The 21,802-nt window shown below is 55.8% G+C and carries 21 protein-coding genes; 17 read left to right on the forward strand and 4 right to left on the reverse strand.

The window, feature by feature from the left end; genetic code table 11:
* The first annotated feature begins 279 nt into the window (after window positions 1–279).
* The 12 genes from sctW to FE839_RS18950 all read left to right on the forward strand — a co-directional run bounded on the left by sctW (window position 280) and on the right by FE839_RS18950 (window position 11,062).
* Complete coding sequence (gene sctW, locus FE839_RS18895; RefSeq protein ID WP_138362396.1) at window positions 280–1,446, forward strand: type III secretion system gatekeeper subunit SctW; 1,167 nt, start codon at window positions 280–282, stop codon at window positions 1,444–1,446.
* On the forward strand, window positions 1,447–3,579 hold the full coding sequence (gene sctV / locus FE839_RS18900) for a type III secretion system export apparatus subunit SctV (protein ID WP_138362310.1): 2,133 nt from the start codon (window positions 1,447–1,449) through the stop codon (window positions 3,577–3,579).
* On the forward strand, window positions 3,558–4,484 hold the full coding sequence (gene sctD, locus FE839_RS18905) for a type III secretion system inner membrane ring subunit SctD (protein WP_138362311.1): 927 nt from the start codon (window positions 3,558–3,560) through the stop codon (window positions 4,482–4,484). Before sctV ends, sctD begins: the two co-directional genes overlap by 22 nt.
* Window positions 4,484–5,845 (forward strand): type III secretion system ATPase SctN, encoded by a 1,362-nt coding sequence (gene sctN / locus FE839_RS18910; RefSeq protein WP_395033833.1) that lies wholly within the window; start codon window positions 4,484–4,486, stop codon window positions 5,843–5,845. Before sctD ends, sctN begins: the two co-directional genes overlap by 1 nt.
* A complete protein-coding gene (locus FE839_RS18915; protein WP_138362313.1) occupies window positions 5,832–6,281 on the forward strand; it encodes a type III secretion system protein in 450 nt (149 codons plus the stop codon). Before sctN ends, FE839_RS18915 begins: the two co-directional genes overlap by 14 nt.
* Complete coding sequence (locus FE839_RS18920; RefSeq protein ID WP_138362314.1) at window positions 6,278–6,760, forward strand: type III secretion system HrpP C-terminal domain-containing protein; 483 nt, start codon at window positions 6,278–6,280, stop codon at window positions 6,758–6,760. Before FE839_RS18915 ends, FE839_RS18920 begins: the two co-directional genes overlap by 4 nt.
* On the forward strand, window positions 6,757–7,773 hold the full coding sequence (locus FE839_RS18925) for a FliM/FliN family flagellar motor switch protein (protein WP_138362315.1): 1,017 nt from the start codon (window positions 6,757–6,759) through the stop codon (window positions 7,771–7,773). The genes FE839_RS18920 and FE839_RS18925 overlap by 4 nt, the downstream gene beginning before the upstream one ends.
* Window positions 7,770–8,423 carry a type III secretion system export apparatus subunit SctR gene (gene sctR, locus FE839_RS18930; protein ID WP_138362316.1) on the forward strand — a complete coding sequence of 218 codons (654 nt, stop codon included), beginning with the start codon at window positions 7,770–7,772 and terminating at the stop codon, window positions 8,421–8,423. The genes FE839_RS18925 and sctR overlap by 4 nt, the downstream gene beginning before the upstream one ends.
* 7 nt (window positions 8,424–8,430) lie before the next feature.
* The gene (gene sctS, locus FE839_RS18935; protein ID WP_138362317.1) at window positions 8,431–8,691 is read left to right on the forward strand and encodes a type III secretion system export apparatus subunit SctS; all 261 of its coding nucleotides are present in this window, start codon (window positions 8,431–8,433) and stop codon (window positions 8,689–8,691) included.
* Window position 8,692: 1 nt separating this feature from the next.
* A complete protein-coding gene (gene sctT, locus FE839_RS18940; RefSeq protein ID WP_138362318.1) occupies window positions 8,693–9,490 on the forward strand; it encodes a type III secretion system export apparatus subunit SctT in 798 nt (265 codons plus the stop codon).
* A gap of 2 nt (window positions 9,491–9,492) precedes the next feature.
* Entirely contained in the window at window positions 9,493–10,575 is a 1,083-nt protein-coding gene (sctU, locus tag FE839_RS18945) for a type III secretion system export apparatus subunit SctU (protein WP_138362319.1), read from the forward strand.
* Between the two features lie 64 nt (window positions 10,576–10,639).
* Window positions 10,640–11,062: a GNAT family N-acetyltransferase gene (locus FE839_RS18950; protein ID WP_138362320.1), complete on the forward strand. Its 423-nt coding sequence runs from the start codon at window positions 10,640–10,642 to the stop codon at window positions 11,060–11,062.
* Between the two features lie 198 nt (window positions 11,063–11,260).
* On the opposite strand, the gene yjjJ is transcribed toward FE839_RS18950, so the two are convergent.
* On the reverse strand, window positions 11,261–12,565 hold the full coding sequence (yjjJ, locus tag FE839_RS18955; RefSeq protein WP_138362321.1) for a type II toxin-antitoxin system HipA family toxin YjjJ: 1,305 nt from the start codon (window positions 12,563–12,565) through the stop codon (window positions 11,261–11,263).
* 293 nt (window positions 12,566–12,858) lie between these two features.
* Here yjjJ and FE839_RS18960 point away from each other — a divergent pair, with 293 nt between their 5' ends.
* Window positions 12,859–13,527: an epoxyqueuosine reductase QueH gene (locus FE839_RS18960; protein WP_138362322.1), complete on the forward strand. Its 669-nt coding sequence runs from the start codon at window positions 12,859–12,861 to the stop codon at window positions 13,525–13,527.
* 76 nt (window positions 13,528–13,603) lie between these two features.
* On the opposite strand, the gene FE839_RS18965 is transcribed toward FE839_RS18960, so the two are convergent.
* From FE839_RS18965 to FE839_RS18975, 3 genes are all read right to left on the reverse strand, one after another.
* Entirely contained in the window at window positions 13,604–14,569 is a 966-nt protein-coding gene (locus tag FE839_RS18965; protein WP_138362323.1) for an ornithine cyclodeaminase family protein, read from the reverse strand.
* A gap of 37 nt (window positions 14,570–14,606) precedes the next feature.
* Window positions 14,607–16,124, reverse strand: a complete 1,518-nt coding sequence (locus tag FE839_RS18970) for an amino acid ABC transporter permease/ATP-binding protein (protein ID WP_138362324.1) — start codon at window positions 16,122–16,124, stop codon at window positions 14,607–14,609.
* Between the two features lie 87 nt (window positions 16,125–16,211).
* Window positions 16,212–17,003 (reverse strand): ABC transporter substrate-binding protein, encoded by a 792-nt coding sequence (locus FE839_RS18975; RefSeq protein WP_138362325.1) that lies wholly within the window; start codon window positions 17,001–17,003, stop codon window positions 16,212–16,214.
* A gap of 389 nt (window positions 17,004–17,392) precedes the next feature.
* Here FE839_RS18975 and FE839_RS18980 point away from each other — a divergent pair, with 389 nt between their 5' ends.
* The 4 genes from FE839_RS18980 to FE839_RS18995 all read left to right on the forward strand — a co-directional run bounded on the left by FE839_RS18980 (window position 17,393) and on the right by FE839_RS18995 (window position 21,658).
* On the forward strand, window positions 17,393–18,733 hold the full coding sequence (locus FE839_RS18980) for an alanine racemase (RefSeq protein ID WP_138362326.1): 1,341 nt from the start codon (window positions 17,393–17,395) through the stop codon (window positions 18,731–18,733).
* 16 nt (window positions 18,734–18,749) lie between these two features.
* Complete coding sequence (locus FE839_RS18985) at window positions 18,750–19,544, forward strand: maleate cis-trans isomerase family protein (protein WP_171034916.1); 795 nt, start codon at window positions 18,750–18,752, stop codon at window positions 19,542–19,544.
* Window positions 19,537–20,670: a M20 family metallopeptidase gene (locus FE839_RS18990; RefSeq protein WP_138362327.1), complete on the forward strand. Its 1,134-nt coding sequence runs from the start codon at window positions 19,537–19,539 to the stop codon at window positions 20,668–20,670. Before FE839_RS18985 ends, FE839_RS18990 begins: the two co-directional genes overlap by 8 nt.
* 106 nt (window positions 20,671–20,776) lie before the next feature.
* Entirely contained in the window at window positions 20,777–21,658 is an 882-nt protein-coding gene (locus FE839_RS18995) for a LysR family transcriptional regulator (RefSeq protein WP_138362328.1), read from the forward strand.
* The last annotated feature ends 144 nt before the right edge of the window (window positions 21,659–21,802 follow it).

Below are 21,802 nucleotides of genomic sequence, written 5' to 3' on the forward strand. Positions count from 1 at the left end.
ATTCCCTCTTTGCTCAACACATAAATGCCCCATCGGCATTCAGGCGTATAGCAAAGGAGGTGCCAGCCAGTTACAATAAGTTAACTAATTGATAAATAATTAGTTATTTTATTTTTTCATTAATGTCAGCGCAAATTATTGCCAGACGAAACACGCGAATTTGCAATAAGCTGCAAAGCGTTCCCCGCCGCTGGCGGGGTAAAGCAAATCATCAGGGAACCATTGCGCTTACCACGCCACACAGTGACAACAGCGCGTATGAATAAAGGTTCTTCGACGATGAAAATTACCCCGGTTATACCCTCAATTCCGTCCTCGCATTTGTCCGGCACGCCCGCTGACGAAGAGACATTGCCGCCGCTCAGCCTGACGCCCGCTGCTGTCGGCGCCGCCTCCAGACATATGCCCGCTTCACCGCTTGAAGACTCAATGGAAGAAGTTTCTATGACTTTTGCCGAGCAGGTGGAACGCAAGAGTAAATCGCTCAACCAGCGCCGGGTGACCGCCCAGCCAGATCATCACGCACAGCAGCAGGTCGAGCGTATTGAAAAACTCAATGAGCTGCTGCAACTGCTGGAGCACCCCCAGCATGCGCGACTGGAAACACAAACCCGGCAGATGCAAACGCTGCTGCTCAATAACGCGTCTCCACATCTGGCCGACCTGCTCCATGCCGCCGGGGACGATCCAGCACGCTGCGATGTGCTGCTGCGCCATACTCTGCAGCATGCGCAACAGACACAGGACAGCGCGCTGGCCGGCAACGCGCTGAGCAGCCTTGAGCGGCTACATCAGGCCAAAGGCGCGGAAGTACATGCCGGGCTGAATACTGCCAGCGCGATCGCCAGTTTCAGTACCGATCCCGGACAGAAGCAGGCAATGCGCCAGCTTTATTACCGGACTATTGTGCATCTGCAATCGGGCAACGCCATGCTGGACGCTATGCTGGGCCAGTTTGGTAGTGCGCATATTACCCAGGGGTTACGCACGCTGCAGCGCGCGCTGGCCGATGATATCGCCGCACGCAATTCATCTATTCCCAGGCGCGCCCTGCAAACGATTCGCAACAGCCTGCAGGATGCTGGCAACATTAGTCAGACTCTGAGCGCCAGCAAACAACTGCTTGAACGGCTGTCTGGCAAACTGCCGACCGTTAATATCAGCGCACTGGATCTGACCCGCCGCCTGTTGAACCTGAGCGGTAACGGCACCTATTTACGCGATCTGCAAAATCTCGCCCACGATACCGCCGGTTCTGAGCCCCAGCATCAGGTGCTGTTTCTCAGCGGGCTGGTGCCGCTGGTTTATCACCTGCCGCAGGGATTGTGGCGCGATGACAAAACCAAGAATCGGCAGATGGCCCTGAACCTGCTGCGTTCCATTATCGGCGACTATTCCGGACAGGAACCGCGTGCCTCGCTGACACCACCACGGACCGCCCGATAAATGGCTGCGCTGTTCTCCTGGCTGAATCGTATCGCCCTCAGCGCCATGCAGCGCTCGGAGGTGGTAGGGGCCGTCATCGTAATGTCGATCGTCTTTATGATGATCATTCCGCTGCCCACCGGGCTGATCGATGTGTTGATTGCGCTCAATATCTGTATTTCATCGTTATTGATCGTACTGGCGATGTATTTGCCGAAACCGTTGGCCTTTTCAACCTTTCCGTCGGTGCTGCTGCTGACTACCATGTTCCGACTGGCGCTGTCGATCTCCACCACCCGACAGATTCTGCTACAACAGGATGCCGGACATATCGTTGAGGCCTTCGGCAACTTTGTCGTCGGCGGTAATCTGGCCGTCGGGCTGGTCATCTTTTTGATCCTCACCGTGGTCAACTTCCTGGTAATCACCAAAGGTTCGGAACGTGTGGCTGAAGTGGCCGCCCGCTTCACCCTCGACGCCATGCCGGGCAAGCAGATGTCAATCGACAGCGATCTGCGAGCCGGCCTGATCGAAACCCATCAGGCGCGCCAACGGCGGGAAAATCTGGCTAAGGAGAGCCAGTTGTTCGGCGCAATGGACGGGGCGATGAAGTTCGTGAAGGGGGATGCCATCGCCGGGCTGGTAATCGTCTTTATCAATATGATCGGTGGTTTCGCCATCGGCGTTCTGCAACATGACATGGAGGCCAGCGCCGCCATGCATATTTATTCGGTGCTAACTATCGGCGATGGCCTGATCGCGCAGATCCCGGCGCTGCTGATCTCGTTAACGGCCGGCATGATCATCACTCGTGTCTCCGCCGACGGCCAGCAGGTGGATGCCAACATTGGCCGCGAAATCGCCGAACAGCTCACCAGCCAGCCCAAAGCATGGATCATATCCGCCGTCGGTATGGTGGGATTCGCTCTGCTGCCCGGTATGCCGACAGCGGTGTTTATCATCATCAGCGTTATCACACTTGGTAGCGGCCTTCTTCAGCTCTGGCGCGTTAAAAAGCAGGGCCAGTTGCAGGACAGTGAACGACAAGCGGAACAACTGCCGCCGGAACAGAATGGCTATCAGGATCTGCGTCGTTTCAACCCGACCCGCGCCTACCTGCTGCAATTCAGCCTTGCGCATCAAAACAGCGACGCAGCCGCCTCGCTGATCCAGCATATCCGTCGCTTGCGCAACCGTCTGGTCTATCACTTCGGCTTTACCCTACCGTCATTCGATATTGAATACTCGCCTGCGCTCGCCAGCGATGAATTCCGCTTCTGCGTCTACGAAATCCCACAGGTCACCGCCACGTTTGGCGTCGACTATCTGGCGGTAAGGAAAAGCAGCCTTGGCGACCATGACAGTGAACCTCCTGTTCTGCCGGGTCCGGCAGAGCGTGATGAAACGCACTGGTGCTGGCTGCCACCCCAACACCCTTTGCTGCAACAGCCGGAACTGGCGAGCTGGAGCCCGGAACAGCTAATCGTGCTACGTATGGAGCAGGCAATCCACCGAAGCGGCGCACAGTTTATTGGCCTGCAGGAAAGCAAATCAATCCTCAACTGGCTGGAAAGCGAACAGCCAGAACTGGCGCAGGAACTGCAGCGCATCATGCCGCTGTCGCGCTTTGCCGCCGTGCTGCAGCGGCTGGCCTCCGAACGCATTCCGCTGCGTTCGGTGCGCAGCATCGCTGAAACGCTGATCGAGTACGGTCAGCACGAACGAGACAGCTCCGCACTGGCCGACTTTGTACGCATCACGCTGAAGGATCATATCTGTCATCAGTATCAGCAGCCGGACGGACTCCATGTCTGGCTGCTGACGCCGGAAAGTGAAGAGCTGCTGCGCGACTCATTGCGCCAGGCGCAGAGCGAAACGTTCTTTGCGCTGACTCAGGAGTACGGCATCAATCTTCTGACGCAGATGCGCCAGGCCTTTCCCCCCTTTGCCGATGCAAAAGCGGTGATCCTGGTGGCGCAGGATTTACGCAGTCCGTTGCGTAGCTTACTGAAAGACGAATTCCACGCCGTACCGGTACTCTCCTTTGCCGAGTTGAACAGCAATGTCGCCATTAACGTACTGGGGCGGCTGGATCTCCAGCAATATCAGCCCGAACCGCAGGAAATTGACTCATGTACGAATTACGCGTTTTGACCGGGCTGCATCGCGGTGCGGCGCTGCCCTTGAGCGGACAACAATGGTGCATTGGCGCCGCGCAGGATGCCGATCTGGCGCTTTACGATCCCGGTGTGAAAGATCGCCATTGTCAGCTAAGTAAGACCGAACAAGGCTGGCAGGCGCTCGCGCTGGAAGGGACGCTGAACGACAACGAAGGACAGCACTGCGAAGCGCTCGACTTGCAGCCCGGAACACCGTTTGCTCTGGGTCATATCTGGCTGTGCATTGTCAGCGCCTCAATGCCGTGGCCAGGCGAACAGGAGGCCGACGTGGAACATGTTGAGGCTGAAGAGAAGGCTCTGCCGACACCAGCGATCGGTGAACCGCTGGAAGTCGCCCCGTCAGTCGTGATGGGCAAACGTCGCCTGCCGGGCTGGGCTAAGGTGCTCTATCTGCTGCTCGGCCTGCTGCTGACCATGATGCTCGGCAGTTGGCTGTTGCAGGACAGTATTGCCTCTCCTTCAGCGCCGCTGCCGCCAGAAAAACCACGCCTGGCCAGCGAGGCCAACGCGCGCCAGGTTATCGCCTCCATGCTGAGCGACCGGGGTCTGGGAAAAAGCGTGACGCTGTCCGTCGGCAACAACAGCCTGACCCTCTCCGGGAAACTCGACAACGATGACAGCCAGCGGCTGGATCGCATGTTGCGCACGTTTTATCAGCGCTTTAACGTCACCCTGCAAATCCATAACCGTACCAGCACCGTCAGCAATCGGTTGCCATTCAATATTGTGCAGATCAGCACCGGCCCACGCGCCAATATCGTCACCGCCGACGGACAACGAATTTTTATCGGCGATGAAGTGGATCGGCTAAGGCTGGTGGCGATCAACCATGACAGCATCGAGTTCGCCGGACGTGAAAACATCAAGGTGAAATGGTAATGGATACTTTGCAACAGCGTATGCACCACTGGGCGCAGCGGCAACAACGCCATCTGGAACGCTATTCGCCGGTGACAATCTATGGCCGGGTGACCGGCATCAGCGGTATTCTGATCGCGTGCGCATTGCCCGGCGCTCGCATCGGGGATTTATGCCGCATTATGCGCAGTGACGGCGACGACGGCGTACTGGCGGAGATTGTAGGGTTTAGCCCGGAAAAAATCCTGCTGTCGGCGCTGGGTGCGCTGGATGGCATTTCGCAAGGCGCGCTAATCATACCGCTGTATTTACCGCACTGTATTTGCATCAGCGAGCGATTACTGGGGAGTGTGCTTGATGGTTTTGGCCGCGCACTGGAACCGGGTGGCCACAGCGCATTTGCCGAACCTGGCAGTGAGCATCAGGCGGTGCCGGTGCTCAATGACGCCCCGGCCCCCACCGAGCGGCCGCGTATAGATACTCCCTTACCCACCGGCCTACGGGCGATTGACGGCCTGCTCACCATCGGCAACGGACAACGTGTCGGCGTGTTTGCCGGCGCTGGCTGCGGCAAAACGACGCTGCTGGCGGAGCTGGCGCGTAACACCCCTTGCGATGTCATTGTGTTTGGCCTGATTGGTGAACGTGGTCGTGAACTGCGCGAGTTTCTCGATCATGAACTGGACGATAAGCTGCGCAGCCGGACGGTGCTACTGTGTGCCACTTCCGATCGCAGCAGCATGGAGCGCGCCCGCGCCGCTTTTACCGCCACCGCCATCGCCGAAGCGTTTCGCGCAGACGGTAAAAAGGTGTTGCTGATCGTCGATTCCCTGACCCGTTTCGCCCGCGCCCAGCGTGAGATCGGTCTGGCGCTGGGAGAACCGCCGGGGCGCGGAGGCCTGCCGCCCTCAGTCTATACCCTGCTGCCCCGGCTGGTTGAACGCGCGGGGCAAACCCAGCAGGGCGCAATCACCGCACTGTACTCGGTGCTGATCGAACAGGATTCGATGAACGATCCGGTCGCCGACGAAGTGCGCTCACTGATCGATGGCCATATCGTGCTCAGCCGCCGACTGGCCGAACGCAATCACTACCCCGCCATCGATATTCTCGCCAGTCTTAGCCGCACCATGAGCAACGTCGTCGAACGCGCGCACATTATGCAGGCCGGAAAATTACGCAGCCTGATGGCGGCGTATCAGCAGGTAGAAATGCTGATTCGGCTGGGAGAATACCAGCCTGGCAACGATCCGCTGACCGACGCCGCAGTCAACGCCAACAATTTGATTAACCAGTTCCTGCGCCAGCCAATGCGCGCGCCCGATTCTTTTGAACATATCCAATATCAACTCGCGGAGGTTAGCAGCCATGCCCCTGAATGACAGTGAATTCGAACGGCAGCCCGACCCGCATCGGCAGACGCTGCAACAAACGCTAACCACGCTACTGCCGATCCGCCGTCAGCGCCTGAATCGCGCGCAGCGCCAGTTGCGTCACCAGCAAACACAGTTGGAGGAAACCCTTCAGCATATGAGCGCCCAGCAACAACGGCTGTTGCAGCAGCAACAGCACTATCAGCAACAGTGCGCCGCTTTCCAATACCGGCATCAACAACTGGAGACGCTGAACCGCCTCCTTGCCAGTGAACAGGCGGCTTTACAGGCCGTGGAACAGCAACAACAACAGTGTCAGCAGGCCCGGCAACTGCACCAGGCCGCCACGGAGCAACTGGAGCAGGCGGCCAGCGCGGCGCGAGAACAGCAAAAGGCGCTGGAAAAACTGGAATATTTGTCCGGGCACTTACAGGAGGCCCTATGAACGCCGCAGGATCTGCCACCAACCGGCCGCCGGTTTCCCCGCGTCAGCCCGACGCGGAGCCGCAGCCTCATAGCAAGCCCCCCTCAACGCCGCCGCAGCGGCGGTGGGATGCGCGCGAAAATGCGCCGGATGTGCTGGGCGCACTGTTTTTTGCCGTCGGCGGCGTATTTATCCCCGACGAAGAACCGCTCCAGCAATCCCCGCCCTCCCCCGACTGGCAACCATTGCAGCAGGAATTATGCCGTCGCGCCGCAGACAGCGCGGGGGAGACATGCGCTTTTACGTTTCTGTTGCCGGAATCCGGCGAAGTGGATGTCACCCTGGCGACGCGTCAGCCGACTGGCTGGGAGGTCTCGCTACGCTTTTCCCCTGCCGCCTACCGTCGCTGGCAACGGCAGGCCAGCCTGTGCCAGCGACTGTTACGCCAGGCGCTCGATGGCCCGGTGCACCTGTCAATTGAGCAAGAGGTCGCAGTATGAGCAGTACGCTACCGTTACGTCTGCGTACTCTCAGCCGGGATCAGGCGCAAACGCAAAATCAACTGGCGGCCGGTTACCATTATCCGTTTACCCTGGGCGATACGTCCGGCGAACTGTGGTTGCTGCCGTGTACGCCGCAGCCAACGCAGGAAATCAGCCACTGGCGCTGCGAGCTGGGCGACTTCTCGCTGTCGGCGGCCACACCGCTACTGAATCTGCTGTCGCTCAGCCCCTGCCCGCCGCCAGCCAACGTCCTGGATACGGATAGCTGGCAGTGGTCGCTATTTAATCAGTACATTAGTCCGGAGCTGGCCCGCCTGTTTGGCGAACTGCGCCCTGGCACGCCCCCTGCCGCCGCCGATGCGGTCGCCCGTTTACACCTGACGCTGGGCGATCGCCACGCCGACGCCCGGTTATATCTTGATCATGCGCAACTGCGACGCTGGCTATGCCAGTCCGGCTGGCGTACCGCCGTTGCTCCGCTGCCCGCCACGCTGGCGATCGCCCGGCCTTTACGGCTGGCGCGCATCACGTTACTGCCGACGCAACTGGCAGCCCTGGCCATTGGCGATCTGCTGATCCCACCACTGTACGACTTCACCCCCGATGGCCAGGGTAGCCTGCTCCTCGCTGGCCTGCGTCTGAGCGGCGTCTTGCAATCCTGTCGCCATTTTTTGATCAACGCTCTGGAGACTACCCCGTTGAATACCGCTGCTGAAGAGCCATTACCCTACAATATGCCGATGGAACAGACCGCTGTCGAAACCGGCGTTGCGCTGACCGCGTTGCCCCTGACGCTGGAAATCCGCTGCGGCCGGACACTGCTCACGCTCGGCGAACTACAACAGTTGCAGGTAGGCAGCGTGTTGACGCTTGATAACGTCACCCCCGGCGAGGCCGGTCTGTACCACGGCGATATGCCAGTCGCCCACGGCGAGCTGGTAGAGGTCGAAGGTCGGCTGGGTCTGCAACTCACACGGCTGCTGCTGACGTCGGCCCAGGAGGCGTCATGAATCCCGATCGTTTCGATCCGATGACCTTCGCCCTGTTCCTCGGGGCATTGTCATTGATCCCGATGCTGATGATCGTCTGCACCTGCTTTTTGAAAATTTCTATGGTGCTGTTAATCACCCGCAACGCCATCGGCGTACAGCAGGTTCCGCCAAATATGGCGCTCTACGGTATCGCGCTGGCGGTAACGCTGTTTGTGATGGCTCCCGTGTTTAACCAGATGCAACAGCAGTTTCAACAGCAGCAGCCCGATCTGTCCAGCATTGATAGCCTGAAGAGCAGCATCAGTAACGGCATTGCGCCGCTACAAACGTTTATGACCCGCAACACCGACCCGGACATTCTGGTTCACCTGCAGGAAAACAGCGTGCGTATGTGGCCCAGGGAAATGTCGGACAGCGTCAGCAAAGATAACCTGCTGCTGGTGATCCCGGCCTTTGTGCTATCAGAGCTGCAGGGTGGCTTCAAGATCGGTTTTTTAATCTATATCCCGTTTATCGTTATCGATCTGATCGTCTCCAACGTCCTGCTGGCGCTGGGTATGCAGATGGTGGCGCCGATGACGCTGTCATTGCCGCTGAAGATGCTGCTGTTTGTACTGGTGAGCGGCTGGACCCGGCTGCTCGATGGCTTATTTTACAGTTACCTGTGAGGCGAGAATGGACATACTGAACCTGTTCAGGCAGGCGATGATGCTGGTGGTGCTGCTTTCCGCGCCGCCGTTGCTGGTCGCGGTAATCGTTGGCGTGCTGGTGTCGTTACTGCAGGCGGTGATGCAGTTGCAGGATCAAACCCTGCCCTTTGCCATCAAACTGGTAGCGGTCGGCATCGCCCTGGCGCTCAGCGGTCGCTGGATAGGTATTGAGCTTATCGAACTGACCCAACAAGCCTTTACCCTGATCCAGCAGACCCGGGCCTGATATGATTAACGACAACATCCATTCCCTGTATCAGTTTTTGTTCGCCCTGACACTGGGCGCTGCGCGTATCTACCCGTGTCTGATTCTGGTGCCGGTGTTTTCATTCAATATCCTCAAAGGCATGCTGCGTACCGGAGTCGTTCTGGCGCTGGCGCTCGTACCCGCCCTCGGCCTGCAAGCGCAATTTACGCAACACATGCCCGATTGGCCGCAGCTCACCGGCCTGATCCTCAAAGAAGTCATCATCGGCATCTTGCTGGGACTGGTGCTGGCGATGCCATTCTGGCTGTATCAGTCAGTCGGGGCGTTATTTGACAACCAGCGAGGCGCGCTGATTGGCGGGCAGCTCAACCCGGCTCTTGGCGTCGATGTCACCCCTCTCGGTCTGCTGCTGCAACAAACATTGATTCTGCTGTTAGTACTCGGCATTGGCCTGAGCGGCATTATGCAAATTCTGTGGGACAGTTACCGCATCTGGCCAGTGTTGCAGTGGCTACCGTTGCCGCACCAGCAAGGGTTCCGGCAGTATTTGACGCTGCTGGCGGATACCTTCACCCATATCATTATTTACGCAGGTCCACTGGTCGCTCTGCTGCTGTTGCTGGATTTCAGTATTGCTATTCTCAGCCTCTACAGCCCGCAGTTGCAGGTATTTGTATTATCAGTGCCAGCCAAGTGTCTCGCCGGACTGGCTTTTTTCCTTATTTATCTGCCGACTCTGAACGCGCTGGGCGAAGATCGCCTGCTACAGCTACGCGACCTCAGCAAACTGCTGCCGCTGATATTGGGAGGAAGGTAACCGTGGCGGAGAAAACCGAAAAACCCAGCGCCAAAAAACTGCAGGACGCACGGCGCAAAGGCCAGGTCAGCCAGAGCCAGGACGTTCCCAAGCTACTGATTTGTGCCGGGATAGTGGAGACAGTGCTGGCGCTGGACGATACCGGTATGCAGAAACTTCAGGCGCTGATGCGGCTGCCGCTGGCGCGTATCAATCTGCCATTCGAACTGGCGTTAAGCGAAGTGGTCAGTAGCGCACTGGTGATGGTGGTCTCATTCTGCGGCCTCACCGTGGCGCTGGCGATCCTGTTGCGTATTGTTGGCGGCTGGGTCCAGTACGGCCCGTTATTTGCCACGGAAGCCCTAAAGCTGGATTTCAACCGCTTAAACCCGCTTCCCCAGTTCCAGCAGATGTTTTCCGCCAGAAAACTCAGCGAACTACTCAACAACGTGCTGAAAGCCCTGGCCATCAGCATCATTTTTTATCTGGTACTGACGCCGGATCTCGACTCCCTCGCCCGGCTGGCGTATGGCGATCTGGACAGTTTCTGGCCCGCAGTGGAACTGCTGCTGACCCATATATCCCGCCAGACGCTGCTGACATTGCTGGTGCTGACGTTGCTGGATTTCGGGCTGCAAAAATACTTTTTCCTCAAGCAGCAACGAATGAGTCACCAGGATATTCGTGACGAACACAAACAATCCGAAGGCGACCCTCATATGAAAGGTCACCGAAAAGCGATGGCGCATGAGCTGCTCAACAAACCGGCCGTACCGGTACAGAAAAAGCCGCTGGAAGAGGCCGATCTGCTGCTGGTCAATCCGACGCACTATGCGGTGGCGCTGTTTTATCGCCCGGAGCTAACGCCGTTACCGCGGATTATTTGCAAAGGACAAGATAGCGAGGCACGGGAGCTAATTGCCCGAGCACAGCGGGCCAACATTCCGGTGATCCGTTTTATCTGGCTGGCCCGCACGCTGTACCGTTCTCAGGAAGGGCAGTTGATCCCCCGTCACACTCTCCAGGCGGTCGCGCAGGTTTACCGGGTATTGCGCCAGCTGGAAGGGCAGCCAGTCGATGAGATGATCGAACTGGAAGCGGAGTAGCGGGAACCTTTGGTAGCCAGATAACCACCTATAAATAATTACACCAGCACAGGGAGAACAAGAGATGAACATGATATTGACTGCGTCGCCGCATCCGGACGATGTCAACCATATCCGCCAGCAATTAACGGCGTTTAACCAGACGCATGTCGATCTTGATGCCATTAAAACATTGGCAGTGTTTATTCATGATGAACGCGGGCATAAAACAGCCCGACTTCTGGCCATCACCTGGGGTAACTGGATGCAGATCCAGTTTCTCTGGGTGAACGAATCCCTGCGCGGCACCGGTCTCGGCGCGAGGATGTTGCAGGCCGCCGAAGCGGAAGCCCGCAGCCGAGGGTGCCACAGCGCCCTCGTCGATACTTTCAGCTTTCAGGCCCGGGGCTTTTATGAAAGGCAGGGCTACCTGCTGCAAATGACCCTGGAACAGATGCCCTATCACCATCGGCAACATTATTTGGTTAAGGCTCTCATCCCTGAATAATTCAAAGCGATCTCTTTATCCGGTTGCGGGTGCATCAGTCTGGTACTGTCACCCGGAATAAACAGTTCTCTCTCTCCGACGCGTCCTTCATATTCGAGCCGGGTTAGCGGACTGGCGCTGTAGCATAGCGCTATAATGAAAACATCGCGCGTTTCGTCAATACGGCTCTCCCTGGACCTGCTTCGCAATGACAGCGCATTATCCCAGACGCGCTATACGCGATCGGGCCTCGTCAAGGTGGTTACGTAACGCCGCAAGGCATGGGTCAAAATGGGTGGAAAAGCGACGGCAACCACTGGCTAAAGCAAAAAAGTCTTCCGCCAGCGCCAGCGCTTCCTGCCAGATTTCCTCGCCGATCGTCTCAAGGAGTGTCGCTGGCCGAAGCACATTCACTATTTCGCCGCCGGACTTAGGGGCAAACCCCATTGGCAGAATGTCATAAGCTGGCGCAAGGTGGTATGGACGACCATGACTACTAATAAACGACAGATTACCGTGGTGCATATCGGTATTGCCGATCAGCATCCCAAACGCCCACAGCCGCGCCGTGCCGCTGGCGGCATCAGGATGAACATGCCCCTGTCTGATCAGTTCATTAACCAGAATGGGCCACGGGGCCCTGGCCCGACCGACAAACTCCGCCTCCAGCGCCCGTAGAGAAAAAAGACCTATCCGGCCTAGCGGGCCTACGCGGTCGAATCGGGGGATCTCAAGGAAACGCTGCCCGGCAAAATCAAACACCTCGGTCTCGACGCCAAGTACCTTTAATGCAAGATGTTCAGCCTGTAACAGATCGCGCCAACGTTCACTGACAGGGTTATCATCCAGTGCCGTAAATTTCACCAGCACATGGCCACGTTCGGTATAAGTACAAAATTTGGGTTGCTCACCGCCAGCAGAGGAACCCGGCACTGCCCCGGCGCTGACTGCTAACGCTAGCGCGGGGAATGTTGTCGCGCGATCAACGGCAGTGGGCAACGGCATCTCCAGGAATTGGTTTCGTGCCTGTTCCCCTATTAAGAGATTCCCCACCGCGTCATGACCGTGTGCTAACAACGCCCGGATAACATCAGTGTCTGTCCAGTCTTCGGGATCAGGAGACAGGCCAAGCCTGGTTGAATATGTTGATGCGTAGGCGCGCCCCAGATATCCCTGTGGTCGCATGTCAAATAACCACCATGGCAGCCCGTCACTATGGAGGCACACGTCATCCGTCTGCTCAATGACAAAACCGTCTGGATGAACGGGGATAAGTTTACCCAGTGGTTTTACTTTCCCCTCTTCGGTTATGCGGTAAATGGGGGCGGAATGAAACCCGCGAAAAGTATCGCGCAAAGCATATTGAATAGATGGCCCAGAGCCAATCCTGACAACCTCATCACCAAGCGCCTTTAAAGTTCTGGAAATGGTTGGCTGGCTAATATCCATTATATCAATAAGTTGCCTTACTGTTGTTGGCCCATGACGTAGCGTCTGGCGTATCGTGTCAAACCTGTTTTTCATAGGGTGAATCACTTAATGAATAGATAGATGAATAGCTTTATGAATAGATAATTTATCAGTTTTTTGCTCACCCGTCATCCTGGCGAGAGGCTCTTCTCCGTGACCGCGCCAGAATGTGCCCCGCGGTTACGGCACGTTGTTCTGCCGAATCAGTCAGATTAACAGCGCCGGTAGCCAGTAAGTAAAAACTGACGATTTATATCCTGACAAGGAGTGATGATTTTTGATTTTTCAATATCGGACGTTTTCAATGCTATAATTTCCGCAAATAGCACTATTCCTGAAAAAGACAGATGACTTTCACCGAATTTAAACGACCCAAACTTGAACTCCCTGACGGCGCAGATAAATTACTGCTGCACTCCTGCTGTGCGCCCTGCTCCGGTGAAGTAATGGAAGCCATACAGGCATCGGGTATCAATTACACGATTTTTTTCTACAATCCGAATATTCATCCACAAAAAGAGTATCTCATCCGCAAAGAGGAAAATATTCGTTTCGCGGAAAAACATGGCGTGCCGTTTGTCGATGCCGATTATGACACGGACAACTGGTTTGAGCGTGCAAAAGGCATGGAATGGGAGCCTGAGCGCGGTATTCGCTGCACAATGTGCTTCGATATGCGCTTCGAGCGAACGGCTCTGTATGCGGCTGAGCATGGCTTCAGCGTAATAAGCAGCTCACTGGGTATTTCCCGCTGGAAAAATATGCAGCAGATTAATGATTGCGGCCAGCGCGCAGCCGCATCTTACCCCGGCATCGTTTACTGGGACTATAACTGGCGTAAACAGGGCGGTTCTGCGCGCATGATTGAAATTAGTAAACGGGAACAATTTTACCAACAGGAATACTGTGGTTGCGTATACTCATTACGCGATACGAACATGCATCGAAAATCAAAGGGAAGACCGCTCATTAAGATCGGTAAGCTTTTTTACGGCAAAGAAGACAGCAAAGATTAAGCGGCAGGGGCTCACGCCCCCACAGCTTACACCAGCCGATCTGACGCCATATGCGCGCTAGCCTGCCTGGGCGCTATCATTTACCTGTTCGTTCCATGGCAAGCAAGGCAATAGCCGTATCCTGAACCCCGAGTCCCGTCAGATCGGCGATGGTGATATCCTCTGCGCTTACCCGTCCTTGCTGACGCCCGGTAATGACATCGCCAAGCTCAACGACCGTATAGTCTTCCGTTACCACGCCCGCGCGCAGCGCCATGTGTAATTCCGAGAGTGCGCGGCACTGCCGGGCGCTGTCGGCAACATAGCGGGTCGCGCGCAGCAGAACGTCGGGATGGAGCTCTGATTTACCCGGCGCATCAGCGCCCATAGCGGTGATATGCTGGCCCGGGCTTAACCATTCCGCGCGAATAATGGGCGTCCGGGCCGGTGTTGCGGTCACAATAATGTCTGCACCATACACGGCCTGTTCAGGAGCGCTGACCGGCTGTACATCAATGTGTAGCTGTTGTGACATTTTCTGGCAAAAGGCTGTCGTTTGCTGCAGGTCCGGAGACCATACCCGCGCGTTGTCGATAGGCCGTACGGCCAGCAATGCCGCGAGCTGTAATCCGGCCTGCCGGCCCGCGCCAATAATTGCCGCACGGCGACTCTCTGGCCGTGAAAGCGTTCGCGCCGCCACCGCGCCAGCCGCCTGTGTCCGTAAGGCTGTCAGATACCCGTTATCCAGCAGTATGGCATCGACAAATCCCGTCTCACTGCGGCATACCAGCATCAAGCCGCTGCTGTTCGGCAAACCAGACAAATGATTGTCGTGCCATGTACTGGCCAGCTTTACCACAAAGTAAGCTGAACCAGCCACATAGGCTGATTTGACGCAGGTCTGCCCATGAAACTCATCGACGTTAATTTGCATAACCGGCGGCATAACCACAGCGCTGGCGCCGGAAAGCGACGCAAACGCGTGCGCAATCGCGTCGATAGCGCTGTCATCAAAGCTGACGGCATCGATAATCTGTTGGGTGGGAATCACCGTAGGTTGCATAACTTTTTTCTCCGGTCGCGGAATTTAACGGATAAAACTACTCAGCCGACTGACGCAGAAAGCCCGTAATTCGCGGATTGGTGTTATTGAACAGCGTTTCAGGCGGCGCATCGGCGACAATGCTGCCCTCCTCCATAAAAATAATCCGGTCAGAAATTCGGCGAGCAAAACGCATTTCGTGCGTGACGATGATCATTGTCATCCCTTCTCCCGCCAGCTCTTCAATGGTGCGCAGCACCTCGTTAACCATCTCAGGATCGAGCGCTGAAGTTGGCTCATCAAACAGCATGACCCGGGGTTCCATGACGACCGCCCGGGCAATGGCCACCCGCTGCTGTTGTCCACCTGAAAGCTGATGGGGATATTTATGCGCGTGCTGCTGCATCCCGACTTTTTGCAATGCCTTCATTGCCCGCGCCTTTGCCTGTTTACCGCTGGCTTTACCGTGATAGCTCAGGGCAAGGGTGACGTTTTTCAGCACGCTCATATGGGGAAACAGGTTAAAACTCTGGAATACCATGCCGATATCCGTAATTCTTTTCTCAAAATCCGGCGCCAGACGATAATGGTTATTATGTGCGCCAATCCATTCCCGGTTATCAAAAAGAATGACGCCATCATCAATATCCTGTAGTGCATTAATGGTCCGAATTAAGGTTGTTTTACCTGAACCGGACGGGCCAATAATTGACAGCACCTCCCCCTGACGAATACGAAAGCTTACCGCTTTTAATACCGTCTTCCCGGTAAAGCTTTTACTTATTTTTTCAATCGCGATAACCACCGGATTTTTATCCGAAGGCGGCTGGCGAGTTCGCCCAGAAATAGCGGGGAGGCTGTCTCCATCGGCCACGCTATGCTCGCTGGAAACGGAACGGGTTCTGGTCACATCCAGCCAGCGTTCCAGTTGATTAACTAAGAGCGTAAAAACACTGACAATCATGACATAGAAAACCGCCACCACGATCAGGGTATCGATGACTTTAAAATTCTGGGTATAAAGTCGTTGTCCCACGAGCAGAATTTCATTCAGGGAAATAACTGACACCAGAGATGTTAATTTTACAATGGTAATAAACTCATTGGATAAACTGGGTAAAGCGATGCGAAATGCCTGCGGCACCACGATCAGGCGAAGACGCCCCCAAAAGCTGAAACCCAGCGCCTTACCTGCTTCATGCTGACCGCGCGGCACGCCGAGTAAGCCTCCGCGATGGATCTCGGCAATATAGGCAGACTCACTGGCAATAAGCGCCACCAGCCCGGCAATAAAGGGATTAGATAAAAAGCTGTTTGTCGAGGGAAATAACTGCGGCAAGTTATAAACAAAAATAAGTAACACCAGCAGCGGCAAACTGCGAAATAACCAGATATATCCAACCGCCGTATGGCGCAGATAACCTTTAGACGATTCTTTGCACAGGGCTATCCCTAGCCCTAAAACCAGGCCCGTCACCCAGGTCAGAACAGAGAGCACCACAACCGTGACGCTGGCCTTCCAGAAATCGGCATCAGCAAACAAATTAATTACATAATGCCAGTCAAAATCAGTCATTACCTTTTCTCATACCAGTGAGTGGGAAAATAAGTGCATGCCATGCCCGGTTTCGCATACACTTTTTAATGCAGAAACCACCAGAGGTTATTCGCCAGTCGCTATCCGGAATTGTTCCGGCGTTGGGCTTACAAGGTTATATTTATTCAGCAGAGACTGATACACGCCGTTATTTTTAATAATGGTAAAGGCCGACTCCAGTTCCTTCTTAATTTCCGGATGATTTTTCGCCACACCGATCCCGAGCACCACCGGAAATAAAACCTCTTTCGAACTGATAGCCAGTTTTCCTTGCGTTTTATCGACCGCCACCTTCAGCACGGCCACATCATCAGCCTGAGCGTCTACATTACCGGATATCACTGCCTGACTGGCCTCAGCGGATGTTGGATACTCTCTTATATCAATCGTTTTCCCGGCGTCGGCGCAGACTTTATTAAGGGTAGAAATGTAAGCCGCACCTTTAATAATCCCGACTCGTTTACCGCACAGTTCAAGCGGTTGCTGCGGTTTAAACGCGCTGGTGCTTTTCACCAGAAAACCGAGCCCGGCATTGGCGTAAGGAATAAAATCAATGACCTTTGCCCGCTCTGGTTTGATAAACATTGATGAGGCAATCACGTCAAATTTACCGGCGTTGAGGCCGAGGATCAGGTTTTCGAAACGCGTATCATTAAACTGCAGCTTAAATTTACCGGCAGTCGCCAGCGCCTGCATAAATTCGGCATCAAATCCCGCCGGTTTTTTATTGGCATCATAGTAAATATAGGGCGGTGAAGTGATATCGCTGCCAACCCTTAATGTATGTTCATCCTGAGCCTGAGCGATGCAACCGATAAATAACAGAGAAGTTACTGCACTTTTCAAAAACGTCTTCATTGCTGCGTTACCTCATTTTTGTTCTGCATTTTGCTTACTCTCCCGCTAAGGACAGCCAACAGTTCAGAGATTAATGACGGCGCTCCTTGCGATGCGTGATGAGGCCGATATACCTGAACGCCCCTCTCCCCTCTTCCTTCCACACTTACTATTGATGACTGTTTAGCCGGAAACAAACCATAAATTCTCGCAAACACGTTAATAAATCTAACATGTTTTTGTTATACTTATTTAAAAAACAATAAAATCAATGAATTAATAAAAATCACAATTTCTGGTGTTAAAAAAACTAATAATTCACATAGAAAAAGCTGCTGGAAGAGAAAGGCGGAGGCTCATTACACTTTGCCCGCACAGAGCCACATATTCAGTGGTCAAAGGAGCCAGTCATGAAACCTTTTCCCGACCCGATGGCATGCGATCGGCAGCAACTCGCGAAAAATCTCGCGGCACTGGGGGACGAATCCCCGGGCCTTATCCACAAAGGCGTCCCGGTGGATCACCAGGGCAACTTTGCCGAGATTGGCAATCGGGGCTATGCGCTGGGCGATCCTCGCCTGCCGCTTCCCGTCGCCTTTTTACGCGATGCCGTGATGCAGCAAAATCGTCGCTGGATGACGGAATATCTTGCAAAAAGCGGTGTCAGCCTTGCGCCTCATGGCAAAACGACCCTCGCACCAGAACTGTTTCACATGCAGCTGGAAGACGGCGTCTGGGGAATTACCGCCGCCACCGCCCAACAGGTCGCCTTCTTCGCCCGACTGGGATTAAGACGAGTTATTCTGGCCAATCAACTGGTAGGGAACGGCAATATCCATACCCTCCTCAACACGCTGCATCGTTATCCGACGCTACAGCTCTGGCTGATTGCCGATAGCCGACAAAATATCGATCAGCTCGTCCAGGCGGCAACGGAGTATGGCCAGCCGGTGACTTTCCGCGTGCTGGTCGAAATGGGTGTACAGGGGGGGCGCACCGGCGTACGGACGCTGGCGGACGCGATGACGCTGGCCCGCTATATTCGCCAGCAGCCGCATATGCAACTGGCAGGGATTGAGGGATATGAAGGTATTGTCGGCGGAGCGGACCAAAAGGCCCGCGAAGACGTCGTGCGACAAATGGTTGCGGCGATGAGTGAATGCGCCCGGCGCTGCGACGACGAAGCGTTATGGGAAAGTGATGAGATCCTGCTCACCGCCGGTGGAACCGAGTTTTTTGATTTATGCAGCCCGTTGCAACAGTTTAGCGGCCGCCTTCCTCACCGGGTGGTTATCCGTTCAGGCTGCTATATCACCAGCGACAGCATCGCCTATAAACGTGCATTTCAGCGTATTACGCAACGTACCCCGCTGACCCGGGAGATCGACGCCCCGCCTCCGGAGGGGGCGCTGGAAGTCTGGGCCGCGCTGCAGTCCATGCCTGAACCTGGTCTGGGCTTCGCCACGCTTGGTAAACGGGACATCTCCCATGACTGGGAGCTGCCCGTGCCCTGCTTGTGGTACAGACCCGGCGTTATGGCGCGCCCGCAACCGCTGCCTGCGGGCCACACGGTAACAAAATTAAACGATCAGCACGCCTACCTTCATCTGCCGGAAAACACGCCGCTGCAGATAGGCGATCTTATCGGATTTGGTATTTCTCACGCCTGCACCACCTTCGACAAATGGCGTTGCCTGCTCAGGGTTGATGAGCAGTATCGCGTCACCGGTGCGGTGAGAACATTTTTCTGAGATCAGGAACGCAGTCATGATAACGCAGACATCTTCGGTTATCCCCGTTGTCCACCCGACCACCGCCGGTCTGGAAGAACCTTACGGGCACACGGCCAGAATTGGCCTTATTGTACTCTCCACCGATCCTGTGATTGAGCGGGATTTTCATCACATGGTGCCAGACGACAGCCTGGGCGTCTTTTCCACGCGTATTTATCTGGAAACGCCGAACAGCGACAAAACCTTTCTGGCGCTGAAAGAGGAACTGGCCCCGGCGGCGGCATTATTGTTGCCGGATTCCCGGCTGGACGCGGTTGTTTTTGGCTGTACCTCCGCATCCACGCTCATTGGCCCGGAGACGATCCAGGCGAATATTCAGCAGGGACGTCCGGGCGTGGCGGTGACCAACCCGGCGACCGCCGCGCTGGCGGCGTTGCGCTATTTTAACGCCCGCCGCATTGCCCTCGTCACCCCCTATACGCCGCAGATGACGGAAAATGTGATGGCATTTTTGCAACAGGAAGGCATCACATTCAGCTCTGTCCGCGTCGCGGGTTACGATACCGATCACGCTATCGGCAGTATTCCGGCCGATTTTTTTGTTGATGCGGTGCTGGCTTCTGACCTGTCCGACGTCGACGCCATCTTTATTTCCTGCACCGGCACCAAAGCGCTCAACGTTATTGAGCGGATTGAAGAAAAAACCGGCTTACCGGTCGTGGTCAGTAACCAGGCGGCATTCTGGCATGCGCTGAAACTGTCCGGCTGGCGACAAAACATTCCGGGTTACGGACGGTTACTGAACTCCCTGGGGGACGAAAATGAGTGAAACTCTCGCACTGACGCAGGCATTAATTGCCCAGAATACCATCGATCCGCCAGGTAATGAGCGGCTGGCGGCAATGGTTATCGCCCAGACATTGCGTAAAGAAGGCATTGAGCCGCTGGTCTATGAGATCGCCCCCGGACGGACGAATCTGGTGGCGCGCATCAAAGGCAGCGGGGAGCGCCCCGCCCTCGCTTTTTCCGCGCATTTTGACACGATCGGCGTTGAGCCAGAAAAGTGGCAGGTGGATCCCTTTGCCGGAGAGGTTCGTGAGGGTCGCTTGTACGGACGCGGCGCGACAGATATGAAAGGGGGGATGGCGGCGATGACCGTTGCCGCAATTAATCTTGTACGGTCGGGTACGCCCCTGAAGGGCGACCTGTTGTTGACTTTTTCCGCCGCCGAAAATTCAAACTGTCTGGGCGCGCGTCGACTGCTTGAAGACGGACACTTTGACGGTGTCGGCGCTCTGCTGGTTTCGGAGCCAACCGGTAATCGCGCGTTTGTCGCAGAGAAAGGCGCCCTCTGGCTACGCGCCACCGCCAGCGGTGAATATGGCCATAACGCATTTTCAGAAAGCCGTAAAGGCGATCGCGGCAACGCTATCGTACGGCTTGCCCGATATCTGGACAAAGCCCACGACCTGCAACTGGATGCCCCAGCGCATCGCCACATTCGCCCTCCGACAATCAATATCGGCATGATCCGCGGCGGACTTTCGTTCCCACTGATCCCGGATACCGCCTCTGCCGACATTGACGTCAGGCTGGTTCCGGGCCAGAGCGCTGAGTCGGTAATGGACGCGTTTCAGGCCATCGCCGGGCCGCACATTACGCTTGAACTGCTGGATCTCAAATTGCCGGTGGATACGCCTGACGACCACCCCTTTGTCACACACTGCCTCAACGCCTGCCAGGCCGAAGGCGTGGACGATCCGGGGCCTGCTGGGGTTGCCTATTATTCGGATGCCGCAATTATCGCACCGCCTCTGAATCTGCCTATGGTCATTATCGGCCCGGGAGAAGTGGGAATGAGCGGCGCGATAGATGAGTATGTCCAGGTGGCGAAACTTGAGTGCGCGACGCGAATTTTCGAGCGCGTCGCCCGGTCATATCTGGGGGCCGAATAAACGCGACGGTGGCTCCGCCGCTGGAGCCGCCTCATTCTCAGGACCTGGACTTTACGCATTTAAAAACGCTATGCTGCCACTTTCAGTTGATGACAGTGGTATTTCTATGATGCTCCCCCCGCTCAATGCGGCCCGTGCGTTCGAGGCTACCGCCAGGCTGCTCAGTATCTCTAAAGCCGGTGAAGAGCTGTGCGTAACGCATGCGGCGGTCAGTGGGCAGATCAAGAAGCTTGAGTCCTGGCTCGGCAGACGCCTGTTTGAGCGCTCGGGACGCGGCGTAGTGCTGACGCCCGCCGGGCAACAGTATTATCAGTCCATACAGCAGGCGCTGAGCATTATCTCGGTGGCTTCCCAGTCGTTGCGGATCCGCAAAGACCGCAATGCGATCTCCGTCGCCTGCATTCCCTCTATCGCCACCCGGTGGTTAATTCCAGCGTTGCCTGAGTTCACTGAACTCCACCCGCAGATCACCATCGAGGTCGCCTATTCGCGGGCCCATGAAGCCTTTGATCCGGAGAAGCATGATGTCCTGATCACCCATAAAAACAGCAATGCAGAGGGGATTGCCTCCCATAAGCTGTTTTCCCGGATAAATAAACCCGTCGCCAGCCCCCGCTATCTGGAGACCAGCCGTTGTGATGCCCGATTAAATAACGCCATGTTGCTGCATGATGAAGTGATCTCCGCGTGGGAAGAGTGGTTCATCAGAGCGGGATACCGCCCAGAAAACCTGACGCATGGCCCGGTCTATCAGGACTTTAATCTGCTTGCCACGGCGGTGATTGCCGGACACGGCGTCGCGCTGTGCCCTACGGAGGTCTTTCGCCGGGAACTGGCAAGCGGCGACCTGGTGATACTGTCCGATATCTCGACGCTGGACGATGAAGGTTATTACCTGCTCTCAGATCAGGAGTGTAACCATTCCACCCTGGCCTTTTGCCAGTGGTTCGCCGGCGTCTGTAGCAACGTAAAAGCGCCACGGAGTTAATGCCTGCGCCTGTCCTGACTCATGTCGCTGAGGACGGCGCGACGCGGCAGGTTTTCGGCGTAATGGCGGGGAATGCGGCGCATTCTCGTGGTGTCAAGTGAACGGAACAGGCCGCGAACTCAGCACGGGAAAAAAATGCGCCAT

This window comes from Klebsiella indica (assembly GCF_005860775.1).
Lineage (GTDB): Bacteria > Pseudomonadota > Gammaproteobacteria > Enterobacterales > Enterobacteriaceae > Klebsiella > Klebsiella indica.